General features: G+C 69.2%; 21 protein-coding genes. 14 read left to right on the top strand and 7 right to left on the bottom strand.

Going from position 1 to position 22,089, the window contains the following annotated elements; all coding sequences use genetic code 11:
• Positions 1 to 10: 10 nt before the first annotated feature.
• From LZK98_RS04230 to LZK98_RS04190, 9 genes are read left to right on the top strand one after another with little or no spacing between them, the layout of a single operon-like run.
• Positions 11 to 826 carry a WecB/TagA/CpsF family glycosyltransferase gene (locus LZK98_RS04230; RefSeq protein ID WP_233785164.1) on the top strand — a complete coding sequence of 272 codons (816 nt, stop codon included), beginning with the start codon at positions 11 to 13 and terminating at the stop codon, positions 824 to 826.
• The gene (locus LZK98_RS04225) at positions 819 to 2,102 is read left to right on the top strand and encodes a lipopolysaccharide biosynthesis protein (protein ID WP_233785163.1); all 1,284 of its coding nucleotides are present in this window, start codon (positions 819 to 821) and stop codon (positions 2,100 to 2,102) included. The genes LZK98_RS04230 and LZK98_RS04225 overlap by 8 nt, the downstream gene beginning before the upstream one ends.
• Positions 2,099 to 3,502 carry an O-antigen ligase family protein gene (locus tag LZK98_RS04220; RefSeq protein ID WP_233785162.1) on the top strand — a complete coding sequence of 468 codons (1,404 nt, stop codon included), beginning with the start codon at positions 2,099 to 2,101 and terminating at the stop codon, positions 3,500 to 3,502. The genes LZK98_RS04225 and LZK98_RS04220 overlap by 4 nt, the downstream gene beginning before the upstream one ends.
• The gene (locus LZK98_RS04215) at positions 3,499 to 4,428 is read left to right on the top strand and encodes a glycosyltransferase family 2 protein (protein ID WP_233785161.1); all 930 of its coding nucleotides are present in this window, start codon (positions 3,499 to 3,501) and stop codon (positions 4,426 to 4,428) included. Before LZK98_RS04220 ends, LZK98_RS04215 begins: the two co-directional genes overlap by 4 nt.
• A complete protein-coding gene (locus LZK98_RS04210) occupies positions 4,425 to 5,351 on the top strand; it encodes a glycosyltransferase family 2 protein (RefSeq protein ID WP_233785160.1) in 927 nt (308 codons plus the stop codon). Before LZK98_RS04215 ends, LZK98_RS04210 begins: the two co-directional genes overlap by 4 nt.
• Positions 5,351 to 6,313, top strand: a complete 963-nt coding sequence (locus LZK98_RS04205) for a glycosyltransferase family 2 protein (RefSeq protein WP_233785159.1) — start codon at positions 5,351 to 5,353, stop codon at positions 6,311 to 6,313. Before LZK98_RS04210 ends, LZK98_RS04205 begins: the two co-directional genes overlap by 1 nt.
• On the top strand, positions 6,310 to 7,473 hold the full coding sequence (locus LZK98_RS04200; RefSeq protein ID WP_233785158.1) for an endo-1,4-beta-xylanase: 1,164 nt from the start codon (positions 6,310 to 6,312) through the stop codon (positions 7,471 to 7,473). Before LZK98_RS04205 ends, LZK98_RS04200 begins: the two co-directional genes overlap by 4 nt.
• On the top strand, positions 7,470 to 8,558 hold the full coding sequence (locus tag LZK98_RS04195) for an acyltransferase family protein (protein ID WP_233785157.1): 1,089 nt from the start codon (positions 7,470 to 7,472) through the stop codon (positions 8,556 to 8,558). The genes LZK98_RS04200 and LZK98_RS04195 overlap by 4 nt, the downstream gene beginning before the upstream one ends.
• Positions 8,559 to 8,560: 2 nt before the next feature.
• On the top strand, positions 8,561 to 9,517 hold the full coding sequence (locus tag LZK98_RS04190; protein WP_233785156.1) for a glycosyltransferase family 2 protein: 957 nt from the start codon (positions 8,561 to 8,563) through the stop codon (positions 9,515 to 9,517).
• Here LZK98_RS04190 and LZK98_RS04185 read toward each other — a convergent pair.
• Positions 9,499 to 10,020 (bottom strand): MarR family winged helix-turn-helix transcriptional regulator, encoded by a 522-nt coding sequence (locus LZK98_RS04185; RefSeq protein ID WP_233785155.1) that lies wholly within the window; start codon positions 10,018 to 10,020, stop codon positions 9,499 to 9,501. The two genes, LZK98_RS04190 and LZK98_RS04185, sit on opposite strands and share 19 nt — an antisense overlap.
• A gap of 83 nt (positions 10,021 to 10,103) precedes the next feature.
• On the opposite strand from LZK98_RS04185, the gene LZK98_RS04180 reads away from it, so the two are divergent.
• On the top strand, positions 10,104 to 11,615 hold the full coding sequence (locus LZK98_RS04180; protein WP_233785154.1) for an alpha/beta hydrolase: 1,512 nt from the start codon (positions 10,104 to 10,106) through the stop codon (positions 11,613 to 11,615).
• Positions 11,616 to 11,650: 35 nt separating this feature from the next.
• Here LZK98_RS04180 and LZK98_RS04175 read toward each other — a convergent pair whose 3' ends face one another.
• From LZK98_RS04175 to LZK98_RS04160, 4 genes are all read right to left on the bottom strand, one after another.
• On the bottom strand, positions 11,651 to 13,060 hold the full coding sequence (locus LZK98_RS04175) for a family 16 glycosylhydrolase (protein ID WP_233785153.1): 1,410 nt from the start codon (positions 13,058 to 13,060) through the stop codon (positions 11,651 to 11,653).
• A gap of 152 nt (positions 13,061 to 13,212) precedes the next feature.
• A complete protein-coding gene (locus LZK98_RS04170) occupies positions 13,213 to 14,556 on the bottom strand; it encodes a UDP-glucose dehydrogenase family protein (RefSeq protein WP_233785152.1) in 1,344 nt (447 codons plus the stop codon).
• 29 nt (positions 14,557 to 14,585) lie between these two features.
• Positions 14,586 to 15,482 carry a UTP--glucose-1-phosphate uridylyltransferase GalU gene (gene galU / locus LZK98_RS04165; RefSeq protein ID WP_233785151.1) on the bottom strand — a complete coding sequence of 299 codons (897 nt, stop codon included), beginning with the start codon at positions 15,480 to 15,482 and terminating at the stop codon, positions 14,586 to 14,588.
• Positions 15,483 to 15,604: 122 nt separating this feature from the next.
• Positions 15,605 to 16,480 carry a LysR family transcriptional regulator gene (locus tag LZK98_RS04160; RefSeq protein ID WP_233785150.1) on the bottom strand — a complete coding sequence of 292 codons (876 nt, stop codon included), beginning with the start codon at positions 16,478 to 16,480 and terminating at the stop codon, positions 15,605 to 15,607.
• A gap of 102 nt (positions 16,481 to 16,582) precedes the next feature.
• On the opposite strand from LZK98_RS04160, the gene bla reads away from it, so the two are divergent.
• Positions 16,583 to 17,491, top strand: a complete 909-nt coding sequence (gene bla / locus LZK98_RS04155) for a class A beta-lactamase (RefSeq protein WP_233785149.1) — start codon at positions 16,583 to 16,585, stop codon at positions 17,489 to 17,491.
• A 156-nt stretch (positions 17,492 to 17,647) separates the two neighbouring features.
• On the opposite strand, the gene hemA is transcribed toward bla, so the two are convergent.
• Positions 17,648 to 18,892, bottom strand: a complete 1,245-nt coding sequence (hemA, locus tag LZK98_RS04150) for a 5-aminolevulinate synthase (protein ID WP_233785148.1) — start codon at positions 18,890 to 18,892, stop codon at positions 17,648 to 17,650.
• A gap of 195 nt (positions 18,893 to 19,087) precedes the next feature.
• Between hemA and LZK98_RS04145 the strand changes: the two genes are divergently transcribed.
• Positions 19,088 to 19,267, top strand: a complete 180-nt coding sequence (locus LZK98_RS04145) for a hypothetical protein (RefSeq protein WP_233785147.1) — start codon at positions 19,088 to 19,090, stop codon at positions 19,265 to 19,267.
• Between the two features lie 126 nt (positions 19,268 to 19,393).
• On the opposite strand, the gene murI is transcribed toward LZK98_RS04145, so the two are convergent.
• Entirely contained in the window at positions 19,394 to 20,191 is a 798-nt protein-coding gene (gene murI / locus LZK98_RS04140; protein ID WP_233785146.1) for a glutamate racemase, read from the bottom strand.
• A 110-nt stretch (positions 20,192 to 20,301) separates the two neighbouring features.
• On the opposite strand from murI, the gene plsY reads away from it, so the two are divergent.
• Both plsY and dprA read left to right on the top strand, forming a co-directional pair.
• Positions 20,302 to 20,925, top strand: coding sequence for a glycerol-3-phosphate 1-O-acyltransferase PlsY (gene plsY / locus LZK98_RS04135; RefSeq protein WP_233785145.1), 624 nt, complete (start codon positions 20,302 to 20,304; stop codon positions 20,923 to 20,925).
• Positions 20,918 to 22,006, top strand: coding sequence for a DNA-processing protein DprA (gene dprA / locus LZK98_RS04130; RefSeq protein ID WP_233785144.1), 1,089 nt, complete (start codon positions 20,918 to 20,920; stop codon positions 22,004 to 22,006). Before plsY ends, dprA begins: the two co-directional genes overlap by 8 nt.
• The last annotated feature ends 83 nt before the right edge of the window (positions 22,007 to 22,089 follow it).

The raw sequence follows: 22,089 nt of genomic DNA, 5'->3' as shown, positions 1-22,089 counted from the left end.
AGTGGGCCCGATGCAGGGATATGCGACGCCGCTCGACTGGGCTCGCCACGGGGGTGGCGAAACCGGCGGAGATCAACATGAGACGGTCAACATCGGCGGCGTGCCGGTGTCGACGCTGTCGCTTCAGGCGCTGATCGACCGGATGCTGCGGGAGGCGCCGCGCCGCATCGGCGCAGGGATGCCGCCGCTGCTGGTGTTCGACTGCAACGGCCATGGGCTGTCGCTCAACGACAGCGACCCCGCCTTTCGCGCCGATCTCGCCAAGGCGGACCTCATCCATGCCGACGGGCAGGTGATCGTCGCCGCCTCCCGCTGGTTCGCGCCCGCGCCGATCGCCGACCGGTCGAGCACCACCGACATGTTCATCGACAGCCTGCCCGGTGCCGCGGCGCATAAGGTCCGCTACTTCTTGCTCGGCGGCACCGAGGAGGTGAACGCCGCCTGCGCCGAGCGCATCACCGCGACGACGCCGGGCCTCGAGCTCGCCGGCCGCCGCAACGGCTACTGGAAGCCCAAGGAAGAGGCCGACGTGATCGAGGCGATCAACGAGGCCGCGCCCGACGTGCTGTGGGTCGGCACCGGCAAGCCGCGCGAGCAGGCGTTCTGCGTGCGCAACAAGAAGCGCCTGCGCGCCGGCTGGGTCGTCACCTGCGGCGGCCTGTTCAACTACATCACCGGCGACTATCCGCGCGCGCCGCAGTGGATGCAGGACGCGGGGCTCGAATGGCTCCATCGCATGGCGACCAACCCGCGCCACCTCGCCTGGCGCTATCTCACCACCAATCCCCATGCGCTGTGGCTGATCTGGAAGCATCGCCATGGCTGAGGCCCAGGCCATCGCCAGCCCCCCGACCAAGACGCCGCTGCGCGCGACGCTGGCGCGGTTCGGGCTGGCGAGCATGTCCTCGGCCTTCGTCTCGGCGAGCCATTTGCTCGTCCAGCTCGTCTCGGTGCGCCGGCTGTCGGCGACCGAGGTGGGCACGCTCGCCTTCCTGCTGGTGATCATCCAGCTCGGCTACGGCCTCTCCAACGCGCTGGTCTCGACGCCCTATGCGATCGCGGTCAACCAGCGGTCGGAGGAGGAAGGCGATCATGGCTTCTTCTTCCCGCTCAACCTGCTGCTGTCGCTGGCGCAGGGGCTGATCTGCGCCGGCATCGGCTGGGTGATGGCGGGGCCACTCGCCGCCGCCGCGTTCGGGGCGGCGGGTGTCGTCTCGCTGTTGCGCTGGTTCGGCCGCGCCACCTCCTATGCCCATCACCGGCCGGCGACCGCCGCCTTCTCCGACTTCGTCTATGCCGGGCTGGTCACCGCCGGCGTCGCCGGGACGCTCGCCTTCGGTCCGCGGCTCGAGCTGTTCGGCGCGGTGCTGGCGACGGCCGGCCTCGTCGGGCTGGCGCCGTTCGGCCTGCGCTTCCTCGCCCGCCACCGCCCGCTCGGCCTCGTCCGCGCCTTCGGCGACTATCGCGAGGTGTGGAAGCGCCAGTCGGCCTGGACGCTGATCGGCGTGATCACCACCGAGGCGACCTCCAACGCCCACAGCTATGCGGTGACGGCGCTCGCCGGCCCGGCCGCCTTCGCGCCGATCGCGGTCGGCGCGCTGTTCTTCCGTCCGGTCAACGTCTGCATCACCGCGCTCACCCAGCTCGAACGGCCGCGCATGGCGCGCGCGGTCGCGCATGGCGACGAGCGGGCGGCGCGGCGCTCCTCGCAGGCCTTCACGGCCGCGCTCGCGCTGGTGTGGCTCGCCACCTCGATCACCGCCGCGGTGATCCTGTGGTTCTTCCCGCACATCCTGATCCGCCCCACGCTGTCGGTGACGACGGTGACGATCGCCGCCGCGCTCTCCTCGCTGCTGACGCTGGTGCAATGCCTGCAGTCGCCGATGAGCGTGCTGACCCAGGCGCGCGGCGCCTTCCGTCCGCTCGCCGCGACCAGCGTGCGCAGCTGCCTGGTCGGCATCGCCGCCGTGCTGGCACTGACCTTCACCGTGCCGCCGGTCTACACCGTCGCGGGGGTGGTGCTGTCGCAGCTGGTGATGATGCTCGGCATCCTCCGGCTCGAGCGCCGCCTGCGTCCGGCGGCGGCGGAGGCAGCCCGATGAGCCTGCGCGCGACCTGGTATCGTCGCTCGACGGCGAACACGGCGCCTACGTCGCGGATCGCGCGCTCCGCCGCCGCGGCGAACGCGGCCGGCGAAGGCGTGACGCTGCCGATCGCGCAGGTCGTCTATTTCGTCTTCCTGATGCTGATCTTCATCGGCCAGCAGCCATTCTCGCCGCGCACGCAGGAGCAGCTGGTGGCGGCGGCCAACAACAGCGACGGGTCCGACGGGTTCAAGCAGGCCTTCTTCATCGGCTTCGCGCTGCTGCTCACCGGCATCGAGCTGTTCCGCCGGCACGAGGTCAAATACCGCTTCACCTTCTGGCCTTTGGTGGTGATGCTCGCCTGGTTCCTGTTGTCGTGCACCTGGGGCGTCGATCCGTTCGTCTCGTTCAAGCGCGTGATGCAGCAGGTGATCGTGATCTACATCACCTTCCTGTCGCTGGCGCTGCTGGGGCCGCAGAAGCTCTACGAGACGCTGCGCGCGGCGCTGATCGCCTCGCTCATCATCTGCTGGATCTCGCTGCCGCTCACCCCCAACGCGGTCCACCCGCCGACCGAGAGCGACAAGGCGCTGGTCGGCGCGTGGCGCGGCTTCTTCTTCCACAAGAACATCGCCGGCGCGGTGATGGCGCTCACCTTCGTGGTGTGCGCCCATGCCTTCTTCTCGACGCGCAAATGGTACTACGCGGTGCTGAGCGTGCTGGCGCTGGTGTTCGTGATCGGCACCAAGAGCAAGACGTCGACCGCGCTGTGCTTCGTCATCCTGCTGGTGAGCTCGGTCTATCGCCTGCTCAGCGGTTCGATCTCGAAACGCGCGGTGCTGCTGCTGCTGGTCGGCGCCGGGGGAGTCGCCTTCCTCTGCCTGTACATCGCCTTCCAGCCGACGATCGAGCGGCTGTTCGCCGATCCCACCTCCTTCACCGGACGCGTGTCGATCTGGAAGGTCGATTTCGATTATCTCGCCGACCACCCCTATTTGGGCGCCGGCTTCGGCGGCTTCTGGCAGGTGGGTGAGCTTTCCCCCTCGCGCCAGTACATCAACCAGCAGTTCCACCTGTTCACCGCGCATTCGCACAACGGCTACCTCGAGATCCTGGTCACCACCGGCCCGATCGGCCTGATCCTGCTGCTGCTCTCGTTCGTGGTGATGCCGGCCTATTGGTTCCTGACCGGCGCCACGCGCAACAACGTGCTGCTGCTGTCCTCGGCCTTCGGGATCTGGAGCTTCGTGCTCTACCAGAACCTGCTCGAGACCTCCTTCTTCGACAAGGACCGGCAGGTCTGGATCATCTTCCTGTCGGCGATCGCGGTCGCCCACGCCTCGTTCAAGTCGGTCGAGCGCCCCCGTTGGCGCCGCCATTCCCGCCCCGCCCACTCTCTCGCCGGAGCCGCCGCATGACCGACGTCGCGATCTGCGTCGCCACCCGCAAGCGCCCGCAGGGCCTGACGCGCACGCTCCGCTCGCTGGCGGCGCTGGACACCGCGCGTGACGTGGCCGTGGTCGTCGCCGACAACGACGGCGAGGGCCGCGAGGGCATCGCCGCCGCGGAGATGCTCCGGGCCGAGGGCTATCGCTGGCCGCTCCACCTGCTGACGGTGGCCGAGCCCGGCATTCCCCAGGCGCGCAACGCGTTGGTCGCGGCGGCATTGGCGCTGCCGGGCGTCCGCTTCGTGGCGATGCTCGACGACGACGAGGCGGCCGAGCCCGGCTGGGTCGAGGCGATGCTCGCCTGCCAGGCGGCGACCGGCGCCGACGTGGTCGGCGGCGCGGTGCTGCGCGAGCTGGAGGGCGAGGTCGCGCCCTGGGCGAAGGCGCATCCGCTGCTCCAGCCCAAGTCGCGCGGCACCTCCGGCCCGGTCCCCCTGGTCGACAGCACCGCCAACGTGCTCATCGCTGCCGACGCTCTGCGGTCGATCGGCGAGCGGCCCTTCAACGAGCAGATGGCGCTGACCGGCGGGTCGGACAAGCAGCTCTTCACCCGGATGCAGCGCGCCGGTGCCCGCTTCGCCTGGGCCGAGGACGCCCGCGTCACCGAGCTGATCCCGGCGAGCCGCATCACCTCGAAATGGCTGCTGATGCGCGGCTACCGCATCGGCATGACCGACATGCTGATCGATATCTTCCATTCGAGCCGCTTCAAGGCCGCCGCCGCCGAGGCGCCGCGCATCGCCGGCGGGGTCGTGATCGGCGGGATCGGCGCCGCGCTGACGCTCGACCGCGGCAAGCGCATCGTCCGGCTCGGTCAGGTCTATCGCGCCGCCGGCAAGATCGCGGCGCTCACCGGCCATCGTTACGAGGAATACAGCAAGGTGCACGGCGCATGATGCACGACCCGATCCAGCCCACTTTCTCGGTGGTGATCCCGCTCTACAATCGCGCCGCCATCGTCGGGAAGACGATCCGGTCGGTGCTCGACCAGGATTATCAGGACTTCGAGATCATCGTCGTCGACGACGGGTCGAAGGACGATCCCGCCCCGGTGATCGCCGCGTTCGGCGACCCGCGCATCCGCTACATCCGGCAGGCCAATGCCGGCGGCGGCGCGGCGCGCAACCGCGGCATCGAGGAAGCGCGCGGGCGCTATGTCGCCTTCCTCGATTCGGACGACCAGTTCCTGCCGGGCAAGCTCTCGATCATGGCGGCCGCGCTGCCGCACGACGAGCTCACCGTGCTCTATTCGCAGATGAAGGTCGACCGCGGCGTCGACCGCTACTGGGTCCGCCCCGACCGCGGCATCCGCGAGGACGAGGACGTCGGCGAGTATCTGTTTTGCGCCAACCAGTTCATGCAGACTTCGACGCTGGTGGTGCCCGCCGCCCTCGCCAAGCGGGTGCGCTTCGATCCCGCGCTCAAGAAGGGCCAGGACCTCGACTTCAGCGTCCGCCTTCAGGTCGAGGGCGCGCGCTTCCGCATGATCGAGCAGCCGCTGACGATCTGGCTCGACGCGACCGAGATGGGGCGCACATCCTACGTCCGCGGCTACGAGACCTCGCTCGACTGGCTCGATCGTTGCGGCCACCTGCTCACCAACCGCGCCCGCCACGGCTACCGCGCGACCGTGCTCGCCTATCACATGGCGCCGATCCGCCCGATCGCGACGATCCGCGAGCTGGTGCGGGGGCTGTTGTTCGGCGGGGTGCCGCCGCGCATCCTCGCCCGGCAGCTGCTGCGCTCCTACCTCCCCAAGTCGCTCTACCGCTCGCTCGTCAACCAGTTCGTCCATCGCTTCGGCCAGGCGGGCAAGTAATGGCGCGCGCCGTCCGCCCTCTGGGACCGGCCGAAGTGGAGGAGCCGCCGCTCTTCTCGGTGGTGGTGCCGACCTACAACCGCCACGCGACCGTTATCGAGGCGGTGGAATCGGCGCTCGCCCAGACCGTCCGCGATATCGAGGTGATCGTCGTCGACGACGGATCGAGCGACCGCACGCCCGAGGCGCTCGCGGCGATCCCCGATCCGCGCCTCCACGTCATCGTCCAGGACAATGCCGGCGCCTCCGCCGCGCGCAACCGCGGCATCACCGAGGCGCGCGGGCGCTACGTCGCCTTCCTCGATTCGGACGACCGGTTCCTGCCCGAGCATCTCGCCGACCTGCTGCCGCTGCTGGCGCAGGGCGACGACATCGTCGCCTACAGCCGCGTGATCGTCGACCGCGGCTCGGGCCGCCGCTTCCTCAAGCCCTATCGCGAGATCCGCCTCGGCGAGAGCGTCGACCGTTACCTGATGTGCGAGCGCGGCTTCATCCAGACGAGCAGCCTCGCCCTCCCGCGCGGGCTCGCCCGGACGGTGCGCTACCGCGAGGACGTCCGCTTCGGCGACGACACCGATTTCGCCGTGCGCCTCTCGCTCCATGGCGCGCGCTTCCTGATGGCGCCGCGCGCGACCGTGCTGTGGGCCGACCGCCAGACCGACAACCGCCTGTCGCAGGTCCGCTCGAACATCGGCAACCTGACCTGGCTCAAGGACCTGCGCCCGCACATCTCGGCGCGCGCCTATTCGGCCTATATGGGCTGGCACGCCGCCAAGAGCATCTGGCCGACCAGCCGCCGCACGGCGCTCCGCTATTATCTGGACGCGCTTCGCCACGGCGCCTTCCGCCCGCACGTCGCGGCGATCGTGCTCCTGCAGATCATCATCCCCGACGGCCTCTACCGCCGCACCGCCGACCGGTGGATCGCCTTCCTCAGCCGCTTCAAGGGCTACCGCATATGAGGCGCCGCGTGTTCATCGCGGGCTTCGCCGCCGCGACGGCCATGCCGCTCGCCACCAGCGCGGTGCGGTCGGTGCCGCCGATGCCCGACACCGGAGGCCCGGGCCTTGACGCACGGGCGCGGCGCAGCGGCCGGCGTTTCGGCTGCGCGATCAAGTCGAGCCAGCTCGCCAAGGATCCGCCCTTCGTCGCCGCGGTGCTGCGCGAGGCGGGGATGATCGTCCCCGAATATGAGCTCAAGCGGCACGTCACCCAGGCCAAGCCGGGCCGCTACGATTTCAGCGGCGCCGACAAACTGGCCGACTTCGCCGAGGAGCATGGCCTCGCGATGCGGGGGCATACGCTGGTCTGGTACACCTACAACCCGCCCTGGATCGACGCAGCGCTGGCGCAAGCCAAGGGGCCGGCGCGCGAGGCGCTGCTGACCGGCTACATCGACACCGCGATGCGCCGCTACGCCGGGCGGATCGGCGAATGGGACGTGGTCAACGAGGCCGTAGAGCCCAAGGAGGGCCGCCCCGACGGGATGCGCGCCAAGAACCCGTGGGCGCAGGCGTTCGGCGAACGCTATATCGACATCGCCTTCCACGCCGCGCGCGAGGCCGATCCCAAGGCCCGGCTGTTCCTCAACGATTTCGGGCTGGAGCATGATTCGCGCCGGTGCGCGGCGCGGCGCGACGCGACCCTCAAGCTGCTCGAACGGCTGCTCGCCCGCGGCGTGCCCGTCGATGCGCTCGGCGTCCAGAGTCACCTCAAACCCTATCGCGAGGGCTTCTCCGAACGGGTGTTCGCCGATTTCTTGGCCGAGGTGCGCAGCATGGGACTCGGCATCGGGATCACCGAATTCGACATCGCCGACCGTCACGGCCCGGGCCGCCTCGACCTGCGCGACGCCGACGTCGCTGCGGTCGGCCGCGCCTTCCTCGACGTCGCGCTCGACAGCGGCGCGGCCGGGCCGGTGCTGAGTTGGGGCCTGTCCGACCGCTATTCCTGGCTGTCGACCTACCCCGAATATCGCTGGCCGGACGGACAATTCTCGCGCGGGCTGCCGCTCGACGCCGATCTCAACCGCAAGCGGCTGTGGGCGGCGATGGCGGCCGCATTCGACAAGGCGCCGACCCGCGCCGCACAATCAGGACAAGCACAGGGAATGCCCGCATGAGGATCGCGCCGCTGACAGGACTTCGCGGGATCGCGGCGGTGGCGGTGCTGCTCTACCATATCCCCCATCACGCCGCCTTCGCCGCCTTTGCGATGCCGCTGTTCTCGCGCGGCTATCTCTGCGTCGACCTGTTCTTCGTGCTGAGCGGCTTTGTCATCTCGCTCGGCTATTACGAACGCGTGGTGAGGCGGCCGGGATGGGCGAGCTACGGCGATTTCCTCGTCAACCGCATGGCGCGGGTGTGGCCGCTCCATTTCGTGGTGGCGCTGGTGTTCATCCTGCGCGTCCTGGTCAACGTCTCGGGCGAGCAGCCGGTCGCCCTCACCCCGGCCAATGTCGTCTCCAACCTGCTGATGGTGCAGAGCTGGGGCTGGGGCACGCAGGCGTTCGCCGGCAACAGCTGGTCGGTCAGCACCGAGCTGGTCGCCTATCTCGCCTATCCGCTGATCGCGCTGATCGCCTTCTCGCGCTTGGCATGGCTGCAGGCGATCGGCTCGGTCGCGCTGCTGGTGCTGGTGGCGGCGCTCGGACACGGCTCGCGCGGGCCGCTCGACGTCAATGACGCCGATTCGATCCTGCCGGTGCTGCGCTGCGTCGCCGGCTTCTCGCTCGGCGTGCTCGCCTATCGCATTGCGCAGAAGCCATGGTGCGAGCGGCTGCTCGGCGGCGAGCGCGGGTTCGTCATCGCCTGCGCCGTGATCTTCCTTGCCTTCCTGATCCCCGGCGGCGACGTGATCGTTGCGATCAGCTTCCCGCTGCTGGTGATCGCCGGCTATTACGACGGCCGCCTCGCCCGCGCGACGCTGGCCAATCCGGTGTCGTTCCACCTCGGGCTGATCAGCTATTCGATCTACCTCTGGCACCCGCTGGTCCGCGACGTGTTCGCGCGCGGCATGGGAGTCGCGCACCGCCATGGCTTCGTCGGCTGGGATTGGGCGTTCCTGATCGCGACGCTGGTCGTGACCTGGCTCATCTGCTGGGCGAGCTACCTGCTGATCGAGGTGCCCGGCCACCGCGCCGTCAAGCGGCTGGAGCAGCGCCTGGTGCGCCCGCGCCCGGTGCTCCAGCAAGCCCCCGCCGAGTGACGATGGGCAGGCCGAGCACCGTCATCGCCGTCCCAACCTTCCGCCGGCCGGAGCGGCTGCGCCATCTGCTCGACACGCTGGCCCGCCTCAAGGGGATCGAGGATGCGATGCTGCTCGTCGCCGACAATGACGATGTGGGCCGCGAAGGGGTCGCGGTCGCCGGCGCGGCCGCGGCGAACGGCTTTCCCGCCCCGATCGCAATCATCACCGTACCCGAGCCAGGGCTGACACATGTCCGCAACGCCATCGTCGAGCAGGCGCTGCGCTATCCCACGATGCGCCGGCTGGCGATGATCGACGACGACGAATGGCCTGGTCCCGAATGGCTCGCCCAGCTGATCCTGGTCCAGCGGAACACCGGCGCCGGCGTCGTCGCCGGGCCGGTCGAGCCGAGATTCGTCGAGGACGCCCCCGGCTGGGCGATGCAGACATTGGTGTTCCGCCCCGAGCAGCGCCGCGAGGGCCTGACCGACATGCTCTATGCCGCCAACAACCTGCTGGTCGAGCGGCGGGCGCTGGAGGCGATCGAGCGCCCGTGGTTCGACCCCGCCTTCAACTTGAGCGGCGGCGAGGACATGGACTTCCTGACCCGCCTCCGCGTGGCGGGCGTCACCTTCGCCTGGGCGCCGTCGGCAGTGGTCTATGAATCGGTCGGCCCCGAACGCGCCCGCAAGAGCTGGGTGCTCAGGCGCATGTGGCGGATCGGGATCACCGACATCATGGCCGCGCGCAAGCGCCGTACCGGCGCGCTCGGGCGGCTCGCGCTCACCGCACGCTCGCTCGCCCTGCTGGGCCTGCGCACGCTCCTCCTGCCGACCATGGCATGGCAGGTCGAGCGGCGGCTCGACATTGCCGGCCAATGGGTGAAATCGGCCGGGCGCCTCTACGCCTTGGCGGGCGGGAGCGACGCGATCTACGCCGCCGCCGCAGATGACGGGACTCAGCGCTCGCGCAGCTGAAGCCTGAACTTGCGCAGCAGGCGCGCCAGCTCGGCGCGCTCGCCCGGCTCCAGGCCCAGGATCGCCCGATCGGCCTGCGTGAAATGGGAGACGATCGCGTCCTCGACCAGGCGCAGACCTTCGCCGGTCAGCCGCGCCATCAGCAACCGGCGATCCGCGGCGTCGGGCTCGCGACCGATCAGCCCGCGCCGCTCCAGCCGGTTGAGGCACGCCGTCATCGCACCGGAGGTGAGCAGGACCGATTTCCGCAACGCGGTCGGACTCAGCTGATAGGGCGCGCCCGATCGCCGCAGCGTGGCGAGCACGTCGAGCTCGGTGTAGCTGAGGCCGTGATCCTGCAGATGCCTGCCGGCACGAGACTGCAGCAGCGCCCCCAGGTGCAACAGGCGCCCGACCACCGCCATCGCCGACGTGTCCAGCTCCGGCCGCTCGCGCGCCCAGTCGCGCAACAACTGGTCGACGATGTCCTCGTCCGGGTGAGGCGGCGTTGTCGGTTCGGGCATGACGTAATCTTCATATAAAGTATCTTGACATGAAGATGTATCTCCGGAAGCTTCCCCTACGCAAGCTGTTTCGGGGAGCGTCCATGCAATCGATGATGCGAATGCTGGCCTGGGCACTCGTTCCGCTCGCCGTCCAGGCGGCTCCGGCGCGTGCGGAGGCGCCAGCCGACCGCATCGTGATCGAGCCGCATACCGTCACGCTCCCGACCGGCGAGACGCTGTCGTACGAGATCGGCACCCTCTACGTGCCCGAGAACCGCAGCAAGCCAACGAGCCGCCGGATCGGCATCGGCTTCGCGCGCATCAGGGCGCCGCAACCGACCGGCGCGCCGCCGGTCTTCTGGCTTCCCGGCGGTCCGGGGCTGAGCGTGCTCGGTGCCTTCACCGATACCGACGAGGCGTCGCGCAGCCGCCTGCGCTCGTGGCTGACCTTTGGCGCCGTCGGCGACCTGGTGGTGGTCGAGCAGCGCGGCTACACCCGGCGCGGCGAGATGCTCGAGGAGACGGCCGACGCCGTTCCCCTCGACCGGCCGGCCTCCGTACGGGCCGATGCGCTGGCGATGCAGGCGCTGGCCCGGCGCGCGGTCGCGCACAATCCCGACAAGGACCTGTCGGGCTATACGATCGAGGCGTTCGCGACCGACGTCGACGATCTGCGGCGCGCGCTCGGCTATGACAAGGTCAGCCTGTTCGGCGGCAGCTTCGGCTCGCAATGGGCGCTGGCGGTGATCCGCTTCCACCCCGAGGGCGTGGCCCGGGCCGTGCTGTCGTCAGTCGAACCGCTGAACGACGGGTTTGACATGCCGTCGCACGTGTTCGCCGCGCTTCAGCGGATCGCCTACGACGCCGACCGCGATCCGGGCCTGGCGCCCTGGCTGCCGGAGGGCGGGCTGATGGGGGCGATCCAGGCGCTGCACCGGCGCTTCGCCGCCGGGCCCGTGCGCGCGACCGTAAACGACGACCACGGCCGGCCGCAGACGGTAGTGCTCGGCGCCGAGGATCTGCAGCTCGCGCTCCTATCCCACACCGACGACGCGGCGCATTGGCCCGCCTTCATTCTGTCGCTCTACCATGGCCATTACGACGACTGGGCGCGCGAGACGATCGACGACCGGCGCGCCGGCCCGGTGAAGCTGATCGGGCCGCTGGTCGACAGCAGCCTGGGGGCGACGCCCGATCGCGATTATCTGCTGCGGACCGACCCCGCCGTCGGCCTGATCGGCAGCTGGAACTACGAAGCGAACTTCGCCTCGGCCACCGACTGGCCGACGCCGGACATGGGCGACGCCGTCCGGCGACCGATCGTGACTCCGGTTCCGATCGTCTTCGTCCATGGCGACTGGGACACTTCGACCCCGGTCGAGAACACGCTCGGCCTGCTGCCCTATTTCCCAAACGGCCATGCGATCCTGGTGCATCGCGCCGGGCATGACGGCACCTTCTACCAGCTGCGCAAAAACCCGGCGGCGAAGCAGGCCATCTATGATTTCCTGAGGACGGGAGCGACCGCGGCCCTGCCGACCGACGTGGCGCTGACCGTCCCCAGGTTCGACGTGCCGGGCTTTCCGCCGCCGCTCGCCGGCACCCCGCGCTGACGCGAGACGGTGCCGGCGAGTCGGACCGCTTCCGCTCAGGACGATGACCAGGCGCGGAAGCCCTTGACTACCATGTCGCCCGAGCCGTCGTCGTAGGCGCTGGTCGTCTTCACCGCGACGTCCATGATCGGATACCAGCGGAAACCCTTGAACGGGTTGACGCTCTGATAGGTCTCCACCCCGTCGACGAACCAGGTGATATAGTCGGGCTGGATGTCGACCGCATAGCTGTGGAAGCCCTGCGAGAAGCCGGACAGCCCATAGGCCGCCTCCGCCTGGATCACCGAGCCGCGCTGGAACGTCCGCACGGCATTGGCGCCGCCGTGGATCGTCGACGCGATGTAGCGGTCGAAATCCCAATAGCTCTCGTAGCCGAAGCCTTCGAACACATCGATCTCGGGCGGCCAGCCCGAGGTGGAGATCAACCAGAACGCCGGCCAGGCACCGCGACGGCTCGGCATCTTCGCCACCCACTCATATTGGCCATAGCCGATCTGGGTCGACGGCGTGTTGTGGCCGCTCAGCACCACCGAGCCGTAATAGTAGCTCTTGCCGTTGTAGCTGATCGGCGACTTCAGCTTCTGCGTGTGCATCACCAGGCCGTTCCAGGTGTAGCGCAGCGGCGCCTCGATGTCCTTGTCCCGATAGACCCACCCATCGAGGTACAGGCCGGTCTCGCCATTGGCCGGCTGCGCGCGTCCGTTCGGGAGCTGGGTCGACCAGGCATCGTCATGGCCGGTGTCGGTCCACCACATCTTCGCCCTGCTCATCTCATATTGCAGCGTGCCGGTCGCCTTGAAGGTGCGCGGCGCGCGGAAGCCGGTGGTCGCAGACGCCGTCGCCACGGCGGACGAGCTCGCGGTGACGCTCACCCAGGACGTACCCTGATTCGCGCCCCACGGTGCCTCACGTAGTTTCACCGCGAATTGCTGACCGGCGGTCGCCGACACGATCGGCACGCTGATGGTCTGACGCAGCGGATCGCCCGGCCGAAATACCACGACGGTGTCGACGGTGCGATAGTTGGTGCCGGCGACCGCCTTGGTCGTACCCGATCCGTTGACGGTGGTGACGCGCGCGATCACCGTGTTGGGCGTCGGCCGGTCGAGCGTGACGGGCACGTTCGCCACGCTTGCGCCCGGACGGAATACCGCGGATCCGAGCGAAAGGGTCGCCTTGGCCGGCAGGCTGGTGCCGTTCGCGAAATCGAAGGTCGCGAAGGCGTTGGTAGTCGACACGCTCGTCGCCGACAGCGTCGATGCCGCGGTCGGCGCCGAGGCGGTCGGCTCGGTGGTGGCAACCGGTGTCACCGGCTCGTTGATGACGACCAGACCTTCGGTCTTGGCCGCCGCAGTCGTGGTGGTCGAATCGCCGTCGCCGGCACATCCGGCGAGCGCGCAAAGAGAGAGAGTGCTCGCAAGCGAGCACAGGACGTAGCTTCGCATGTTAAATCCCCCGCTGCTGGCGGATCGGTCGAGTCCGCCCGCGAGGGATGTAACCGCTTACTGGTTAATATTTTACAATATTTTACAATTTTGCGATGAGTTGTTTCGTTACGGCTATCATCTGCGTAACGATATAATAGCAATGGCCGCGGTCATTCCGCGGCCACGCTGAGCTCCTCCGCGATCGGCTGCACCGCCCGGCCGATGCCGGTGTAGGTGAAGCCCGCGGCCGTCACCGCTTCCGGCCGATAGATGTTGCGCAGGTCGACGAGCACGTCGCCCGCCATCACGCCGCGCAGCTTCTGGAGGTCGAGCGCGCGGAACGCATCCCATTCGGTGACGATCACCAGCGCCACCGCATCCTTCGCCGCCTCATAGGGCGAGTTGGCGAACTCGGTGCCCGGCAGCAGCGGCCGCGCCGCCGCCATGCCCTCGGGATCGAAGGCGCAGACCTGCGCGCCGCCGTCCTCGAGCGCCTGGATGACCGCGAGGCTCGGCGCATCGCGCATGTCGTCGGTATTGGGCTTGAAGGTGAGTCCCAGCACCGCGACCTTGCGCCCGCGCACCGATCCGCCGCAGGCGGCGATCACCTTGCGCCCCATCGCGCGCTTGCGCGTGTCGTTGACCGCCACCGTCGCCTCGACCAGCCGGATCGGCGTGCCGGCGTCCTCGGCGGTCTTGACCAGCGCCAGCGTATCCTTGGGGAAGCACGAGCCGCCATAGCCCGGCCCGGCGTGGAGGAACTTGGACCCGATGCGGTTGTCGAGACCGATGCCGCGCGCCACCTGCTGCACATCGGCACCGACCTGCTCGCACAAATCGGCGACCTCGTTGATGAAGGTGATCTTCATCGCGAGGAAGGCGTTGGCGGCATATTTGATTAGCTCGCTCGTCCGCCGGCCGGTGAACAGGATCGGCGAATGGTTGAGGTAGAGCGGGCGATAGACTTCCTCCATCACCGGCCGCGCGCGATCGTCCTCGATGCCGATGACGATGCGGTCGGGACGCTTGAAGTCCTGGATCGCCGCGCCCTCGCGCAGGAACTCGGGGTTGGAGGCGACGGCGACCTCGGCATCGGGGTTGTGCTCGCGCAGGATGCGCTCGACCTCGTCGCCGGTACCGACCGGCACGGTCGACTTGGTCACCACCACGGTGAAGCCGCGGAGCGACGGCGCCATCTCGGCGGCCGCGGCATAGACATAGGAGAGGTCGGCATGGCCGTCGCCGCGCCGCGCCGGCGTGCCGACCGCGATGAACACGACATCGGCCTGCTCGACCGGCTCCGCCAGTTCGGTCGAGAAGGACAGGCGCCCCGCCGCGACGTTGCGCTCGACCAGCTCGTCGAGCCCGGGCTCATAGATCGGGATCTCGCCGCCCTTGAGCCGCGCAACCTTGCCCGCGTCCTTGTCGACGCAGACGACCTGATGCCCGAAATCCGCCAGGCAGGCGCCCGACACCAGGCCGACGTAACCCGACCCGATCATCACGATCCGCATCGTGAATCTCCTCTAATATATGGTTTGAATTATGCCGCGCGACGCGGCTCGACCCGTGCTTCGAGCAATTCGTTCATGATCAGCTCGACATCGTCCGCCATCTCGTCGCGCGACAGCGCCATCGCCATGTTGGCGTGGAGAAAGCCGACCTTGTCCCCACAGTCATACCGCGTGCCGGCGAAGGTCAGGCCATGGAACGGCTGGTCGCCGATCATCCGCGCCATCGCGTCGGTGAGCTGGATCTCGCCGCCCGCGCCCTTCTCCTGGCCGGAGAGGATCCCCATCACCTCGGGCTGGAGGATGTAGCGGCCGATCACCGACAGGTTCGACGGCGCCGTGCCCGGAGCCGGCTTCTCGACCAGCCCCTTCACCTCGGTCAGCGGACCGTCGGCCGCGCCCGGCGTGATGATGCCGTAGCGGTGCGTATGCTCGTCAGGGACCACCTCGGCGCAGATCACGTTGCCGCCGACGCGGTTGTAGGCGTCGATCATCTGCTTGAGGCAGCCCGGTTTGCCGACCATGAAATCGTCGGCGAGGAGGACGGCGAACGGCTCGTCGCCCACCACGTCGCGCGCGCACCACACCGCATGGCCGAGCCCCAACGGCTCCTGCTGGCGGACATAGGTGACCGCGCCCGGCCGGAGGCGCGTCGGCCCCAGGATGTCGAGCGACTTGCCGCGCCCGCTCATCGTCGTCTCGAGCTCGAAGGCGATGTCGAAGTGATCCTCGATCGCCGCCTTGCCGCGGCCGGTGACGAAGATCATCTGCTCGATCCCCGCCTCGATCGCTTCGTCGACGGCATATTGGATCAGCGGCCGATCGACGATCGGCAGCATTTCCTTGGGGATAGCCTTGGTTGCTGGAAGGAAGCGGGTGCCGAGGCCACCCACGGGGAACACAGCCTTACGAACCGGTTTTGCACTCATAACGGATACCTCCCGTCGCTGCGATGCAGCATAAATTCTACGTCATGACGTCGCAATTTCGGCTCGCCGTTCCGGTGGCACCGATGATCCGTATTTTCGCGAAAACAGACGCCGCGGGCGACTCAGCCCGTCGGATTAACCGACATGAGCAGCCAGTCGCGGAACGCGTGCATCGCCGCATCGGGAGCGCGGGTCTTGAGCCGCGTCAGCCAATAGCGGCCGGTCTCCACCTCCAGCGCGAACGGCCGCACCAGGTCGCCGCGATCGAGCGCCGGTGCGAACATCGCCGCCGGCAGCAGCGCGATGCCACTCCCCGCCATCGCCGCGGCGGCGGTCGTCACCGACGAATCGAACACCGGCCCGTGCAGCGTGGGACAGGGCACGCCGGCCGCGTCGAACCAGCGCGACCACTCGTCGGGCCGGTAGGAGCGCAGCAGCACCTCGCCCGCGAGATCCTCCACTCGCGCGATTCGCTCCGCCATCGCCGGCGCGCAGAGTGGCGTCAGCGGCGCCGCCATCAGCGGATCGGCCTCGACCCCGTGCCAGGCGCCGTCGCCGAAGCGGATCGCGTAATCGAGCCCCTCCCCCGCCAGGTCGACGCGATTGTTGTTGGTGCGGATGCGCAGGTCGACGAAGGGGTGCGCGGCGTTGAACTCGGCGAGGCGCGGCAGCAGCCAGCCGGTCGCGAAGGTGCCGACCACCCCCACCGTCAGCACCTCACGCAGCCGCCCGCCGGCATAGCGGTCGAGCAGCGCCGAGATACGGTCGAAGCTCTCGGCCAGCACCGGCACCAGCGCCGCCCCCTCGTCGGTGAGCGCGAGCCCGCGCGGCAGGCGGTGGAAGAGCTGCACGCCCAGCACGTCCTCCAGCCGGTTGACCTGATGGCTGACCGCCGCCTGGCTGACGCACAGTTCCAGCCCGGCGCGGGTGAGGCTCAAATGCCGCGCCGCCGCCTCGAAGGCGCGTAGAGCATTGAGCGGCAGCTGGGAGCGATCCATTCACAGACCCCAATTTTTCGAGTGGCTGGGCCGAGTTATGATCGTTTGTGCGCCCGCCGGCCAGCCGACATCCTTGCCGCATCGACAAGGGAGACGAGGACGATGGACCGGCGGGAGATGCTGTTGGGAATGAGCGGGCTTGCGGCGATCACACTGATCGACGTTCGATTGGGACAAGCCCAGAAGACCGCCGATTTCGGCGGACGATCCTTCGCCGAAACGATCCGCGGAATCGAGCGCCGGACCGGTGGCCGGCTGGGCCTGGCGGTGCTCGACACCCACAGCGGCCGCCGTTTCGCCCATCGCGGTGACGAGCGTTTCGCGCTGTGCAGCACCTTCAAATTTCTTTTGAGCGGCGCGGTACTCCACGCGGCCGACTCCGGGCGGCTCAAGATGAGCCGGACGCTGACGGTGCGGCGCGCCGACATCCTCGGCAACTCGCCGGTGACCGAGCGGAACGTCGGCCGCGCGATGACGCTCGCCGAGCTCTGCCACGCGACGATGACCACCAGCGACAATGCCGCTGCCAACCTGCTGCTGCCGGTGATCGGCGGTCCGGCCGGCCTGACGCGCTTCGTGCGCGCGCTCGGCGACGAAGTGACCAGGATCGACCGCTACGAACCGATCCTCAACGAGGCGATTTCGGGCGACCCGCGTGACACCACCAGCCCGCTGGCGATGCTGCATTCGCTTCGCGCCTTGACGCTCGGCCGCGTGCTGACGCCCGCCTCGCGCCGCACGCTGACGGGCTGGATGCTGGCGAGCCGCACCGGCGCGACGCGCCTGCGCGCCGGCGTCCCGCGCGGCTGGCGCGTCGCCGACAAGACCGGCACCGGCCAGCGCGGCAGCAACAACGACATCGGCCTGCTGTTGCCGAACGGGCGGCCGCCGATCCTGGTGACGTCCTATCTCAGCGGCAGCACGGCGAGTTCCGACGCCCTCGCGGCCACCCACGCCGCGGTAGCGCGGGCGATCGCTTCGGCAGTGAGTGAAAGCGCGATCGCCGCCTGAAATCCCTAATCCTCCCCCGCCAGGGGGAGGTGTCAGTCCCCGCGAAGGCGGGGACTGACGGAGGGGGAGGTCGGCGACAAACTATCGGCGTGCTTCCGCCCCCTCCGTCACGCTTCGCGTGCCACCTCCCCCTGGCGGGGGAGGATCGGAAAGAGCCTAAGCCGCCAGCCGCAACTCCAGCCGTCCCCAGATCTCCACCAGCGCATCGACCAGCTCGCGCATCATCGCCGTGTCGTGCGTCGGACCAGGAGTGAAGCGCAGCCGCTCCGTCCCCCGCGGCACGGTCGGATAGTTGATCGGCTGGACGTACACCCCATACTCGGCGAGCAGAATGTCGCTGATCCGCTTGGCCTTGACCGGATCGCCGACCATCAGCGGCACGATGTGCGTGACCGAGTTCATCACGGGCAGCCCCACCTCGGCCATCATCGCCTTCAGCTCCGCGGCGGCCGCCTGCTGCCCTTCGCGCTCGACGCTCGACTCCTTGAGGTGCCGCACGCTCGCCAGCGCGCCGGCGACCAGCACCGGCGACAGCGAGGTGGTGAAGATGAACCCCGGCGCGTAGCTGCGGATCACGTCGACGATCGTCTGGTCGGCGGCGATATAGCCCCCCATCACGCCGAACGCCTTGCCCAGCGTGCCCTCGATGATCGTCACCCGGTCCGCCACCGCGTCGCGCTCGGAGATGCCGCCGCCGTGCGAGCCGTACATGCCGACCGCATGGACCTCGTCGAGGTAGGTCAGCGCATTGTAGCGGTCGGCGAGGTCGCAGATCGCGGCGATCGGCGCGATGTCGCCGTCCATCGAATAGACGCTCTCGAACGCGATCAGCTTGGGCGTCTCGGGATCGTCGGCGGCGAGCAGTTCCTCGAGGTGCGCGAGGTCGTTGTGCCGCCACACCCGCTTCTCGCAGCCCGAATTGCGGATGCCGGCGATCATCGAGGCGTGGTTGAGCTCGTCCGAATAGATGATGCAGCCCGGCAGCACCTTGGCCAGCGTCGACAGCGTCGCCTCGTTCGAGACATAGCCCGAGGTGAACAGCAGCGCGCCTTCCTTGCCGTGCAGATCGGCGAGCTCGGCCTCGAGATCGATATGGTAATGCGTGTTGCCGCCGATGTTGCGCGTGCCGCCGGAGCCGGCGCCGACGTCGTGCAGCGCTTCCTCCATCGCCGCGATCACCTTGGGATGCTGGCCCATCGCGAGATAGTCGTTGGAGCACCACACGGTGATCGGCTTCGGCCCATTGTGTCCGGCGAAGCAGCGCGCGTTGGGGAACATGCCCTTGTTGCGCAGGATGTCGATGAACACACGGTAGCGCCCCTCGGCATGAAGCCGGTCGATCGCCTGCGTGAAGACCCGCGAATAATCGACCTTGCGGGCGCCCAGTTTCTCGTCGTTCATGGCCCGCCCCTCTACCGCAGCCGGCGCGCAGGGACCAGCGGACAATTTGCCCCAGGCCGCCCTGCTTCAGAACAATACCTTTCCCGCAGATTATGCTAGGTTATCCACATCGCGACAAACCGAGTCGAGTCGCGCGGCACGCCCCGCGACAAGCGAGTGGTTGTCTCTCTCCCTGATCGCGATGGGAGTGGTAGCATGACGAACGGATTGGACTTGGCCTATTACCGTCGCCGCGAGGCGCAGGAGCGCGCCGTGGCGGAGAGCTGCGGCGACATGATGACGCGCCGGCTGCATCTCGAACTTGCCGATCGCTATGCCCAGCTGGCCCGACTGATGGTCCCCAACGATCCGCCGGCCCCGTCAGCGGCGGCCTGACGCTTCATCCTCGAAACAACTTCGATCGTGCTCCTGCGAAGGCAGGAGCCATGGATCACGGGCGGATCGCTTGCGGCCCGGGCTCCTGCTTTCGCAGGAGCACCGAAGTACGTCACGAGGGCGCCCCTAAAGCTCCGCCACCCTGTCCAGTCCATAGCGCGCCAGCGCCGGCGCAAGGCTCCGTGCGCGATCGTCGAGCCGCGTGAACACCGCCAACCCCTCACCGGCGGTCTCGGGCCAATCCTGTCCCTCGGTCAGATGCGCGATGCGGCGCGCGATTCCCGGCCCTCCGTCGACGAAACGCACCGGGCGCGGTGCGGCCGCCGTCAGCTCCTCCTCGACCAGCGGGAAATGGGTGCAGGCGTTGACGATCACGTCGATGCGCTCGCCGCCCGGCTGGCCGAACAAACCGTCCAGCACGCGCGCATAGGCGGCGGGATCGGTCGTCTCGCCCCTGAGCTTCGCCTCGGCCAGCTCGACCAGCTCGGCCGAACCGTGGCGCAGCACCAGGCAATCGGCGGCGAAGCGCGCCGCGAGGTCGTCGACATAGGGCTGGCGCACCGTCGCGTCGGTGCCGAGCACGCCGATCGCTCGCGTCACGCTCATCGCGGCGGCGGGCTTGATCGCGGGCACGGTGCCGACGATCGGCAGATCGAGCGCCGCGCGCACCGCCGCCAGCGCGATCGTCGAGGCGGTGTTGCACGCGATCACGATCAGCCGCGGGTCGTAGCGCTCGGCGAGCCGCCCGAGCAGCGCCGGCACCCGCGCCGCGATCTCGCTCTCGCTGCGCGTCCCATAGGGGAATCCCGCCGAATCCGCGACATAGACCAGCGGCGCGCGCGGCAGCAGCGCGCGGGTCGGCGCCAGCACGGAAAGCCCGCCCACGCCCGAATCGAAGAACAGCAGGGGACGGGTATCGCTCATCGCCGCGCCGCTTCGCGCAGCGTCGCCGCGCCGTCAAATATCAAATAGATGATCGGGATTATTGCGCCGCTGACGGGAGCCCCCTACCTTCGCCGCGGGAACAGGGGACAATGGCCGCGGAAATCGTCTGGATACCGCCGCTCGGCGCGCTGCTGCTCGGCTATCTGCTGGGCTCGATCCCGTTCGGCGTGGTGCTGACGCGACTCGCCGGAGCGGGCGACCTGCGCCAGATCGGCTCGGGCAACATCGGTGCGACCAACGTGCTGCGCACCGGCCGCAAGGGCCTCGCCGCGGCGACGCTGCTGCTCGATGCGCTGAAGGGTTTCGCCGCGGTCTGGATCGTCCACATGATCTGGCCGGGCGACGAGCTGCTCGCCGCGGCCGCCGCTTTCGTCGGCCATTGCTACCCTGTGTGGCTCGGCTTCAAGGGCGGCAAGGGCGTGGCGACGCTGATGGGCATCGTGCTCGCGCTCTACTGGCCATGCGGTCTCGTCTATGCGGCTGTATGGCTCGGGCTGCTCGCGGCGCTGCGCATCTCCTCGGTCGCCGGCATGGCGGCGGCGGTGAGCGCGCCGGTCAGCGCCGCGGTGTTCGGCCGCTTCGACGAGGTGTTCCTGCTGATCGCGCTGGCGCTGATCGTGCTGTGGAAACACCGCGACAACATCGACCGCCTGCTCTCCGGCACCGAGCCCAGGGTCGGCGGATCCAAGACCAAAACCGAGGCGCGTGGCTGAGGCGAGCGCGGCGGCAAGGCTGCGCCTGATCCGCACGCCCGGCGTCGGCCCGGTCACCTATCGCCAACTCGTCGCCCGCTTCGGCTCGGTCGAGGCGGCGATCGAGATGCTGCCGGCCCTCGCCCGCCGCGGCGGCGGCGAAGCGCCACGGCTGCCCGACGAGCGCACGATCGCCCGCGAGATGGCGGCGGTCGAGCGGCTCGGCGCCCGTTACTGGTTCGTCGACGACGATGATTACCCCCCGCTCCTCGCCGAGCTCGAGAACGCCCCGCCTGCGCTGATCGTCCGCGGCGAGCGGGCGCTGGCCGCCCGCACGGTGATCGCGATGGTCGGCGCACGCAACGCCTCCGCCGCCGCTTGCCGCTTCGCCCGCGGGCTCGCCGCCGAGCTCGGCCAGACCGGCGCGGTGATCGTCTCGGGCCTCGCGCGCGGCGTCGACACCGCCGCGCACCGGGCGAGCCTCGCCACCGGCACGATCGGCGTGATCGCCAGCGGCATCGACATTGCCTTCCCGCCCGAAAATGCCGAGCTTCAGGAGGAGGTCGCGCGCCAGGGCCTGCTGATCGCCGAGCAGCCGCCCGGCGCCGAGCCGCTCGCGCGCCACTTCCCTTCCCGCAACCGCATCATCGCCGGCCTCGCGCTCGGCACGGTGGTAGTGGAGGCGGCGCCACGCTCGGGTTCGCTGATCACCGCCCGCATCGCCGCCGAGGTCGGGCGCGAGGTGATGGCCGTGCCCGGCTCCCCGCTCGACCCGCGCGCGCAGGGCTGCAACCTGCTGATCCGCGAGGGCGCCACGCTGGTGCAGTCGGCCGCCGACATCCTGGAAGCGGTGCGCCCGATCGACCCCCGCGCGGTGCGCGCGCCGTCGCGCCCGTTCGATGCCGGCCCCGCCGCGGATCCGACCGATGCCGAGCGCCGCGCCGTCGCGGGGCTGCTGGGCCCGGTGCCCGTGGCGGTCGACGAGCTGGTCCGCCAGTCGGGCCTCGCGCCGGGCATCGTGCAGACCCTGTTGCTGGAGCTGGAGCTCGCCGGCCGGCTCGAGCGTCACGCCGGCGGCCGAGTCAGCCTTCGTCCGCTGTAGGGCGGATCGACACATACAAATCCTCCCCCGCCAGGGGGAGGTGTCAGCCGCAGGCTGACGGAGTGGGAGGACGCAACTCACTA

Origin of the sequence: Sphingomonas cannabina, from assembly GCF_021391395.1 — a bacterium.
GTDB lineage: Bacteria > Pseudomonadota > Alphaproteobacteria > Sphingomonadales > Sphingomonadaceae > Sphingomonas > Sphingomonas cannabina.
Note: the sequence above shows the minus strand (reverse complement) of the source record. Positions and strands in the feature narration are given on the sequence as shown.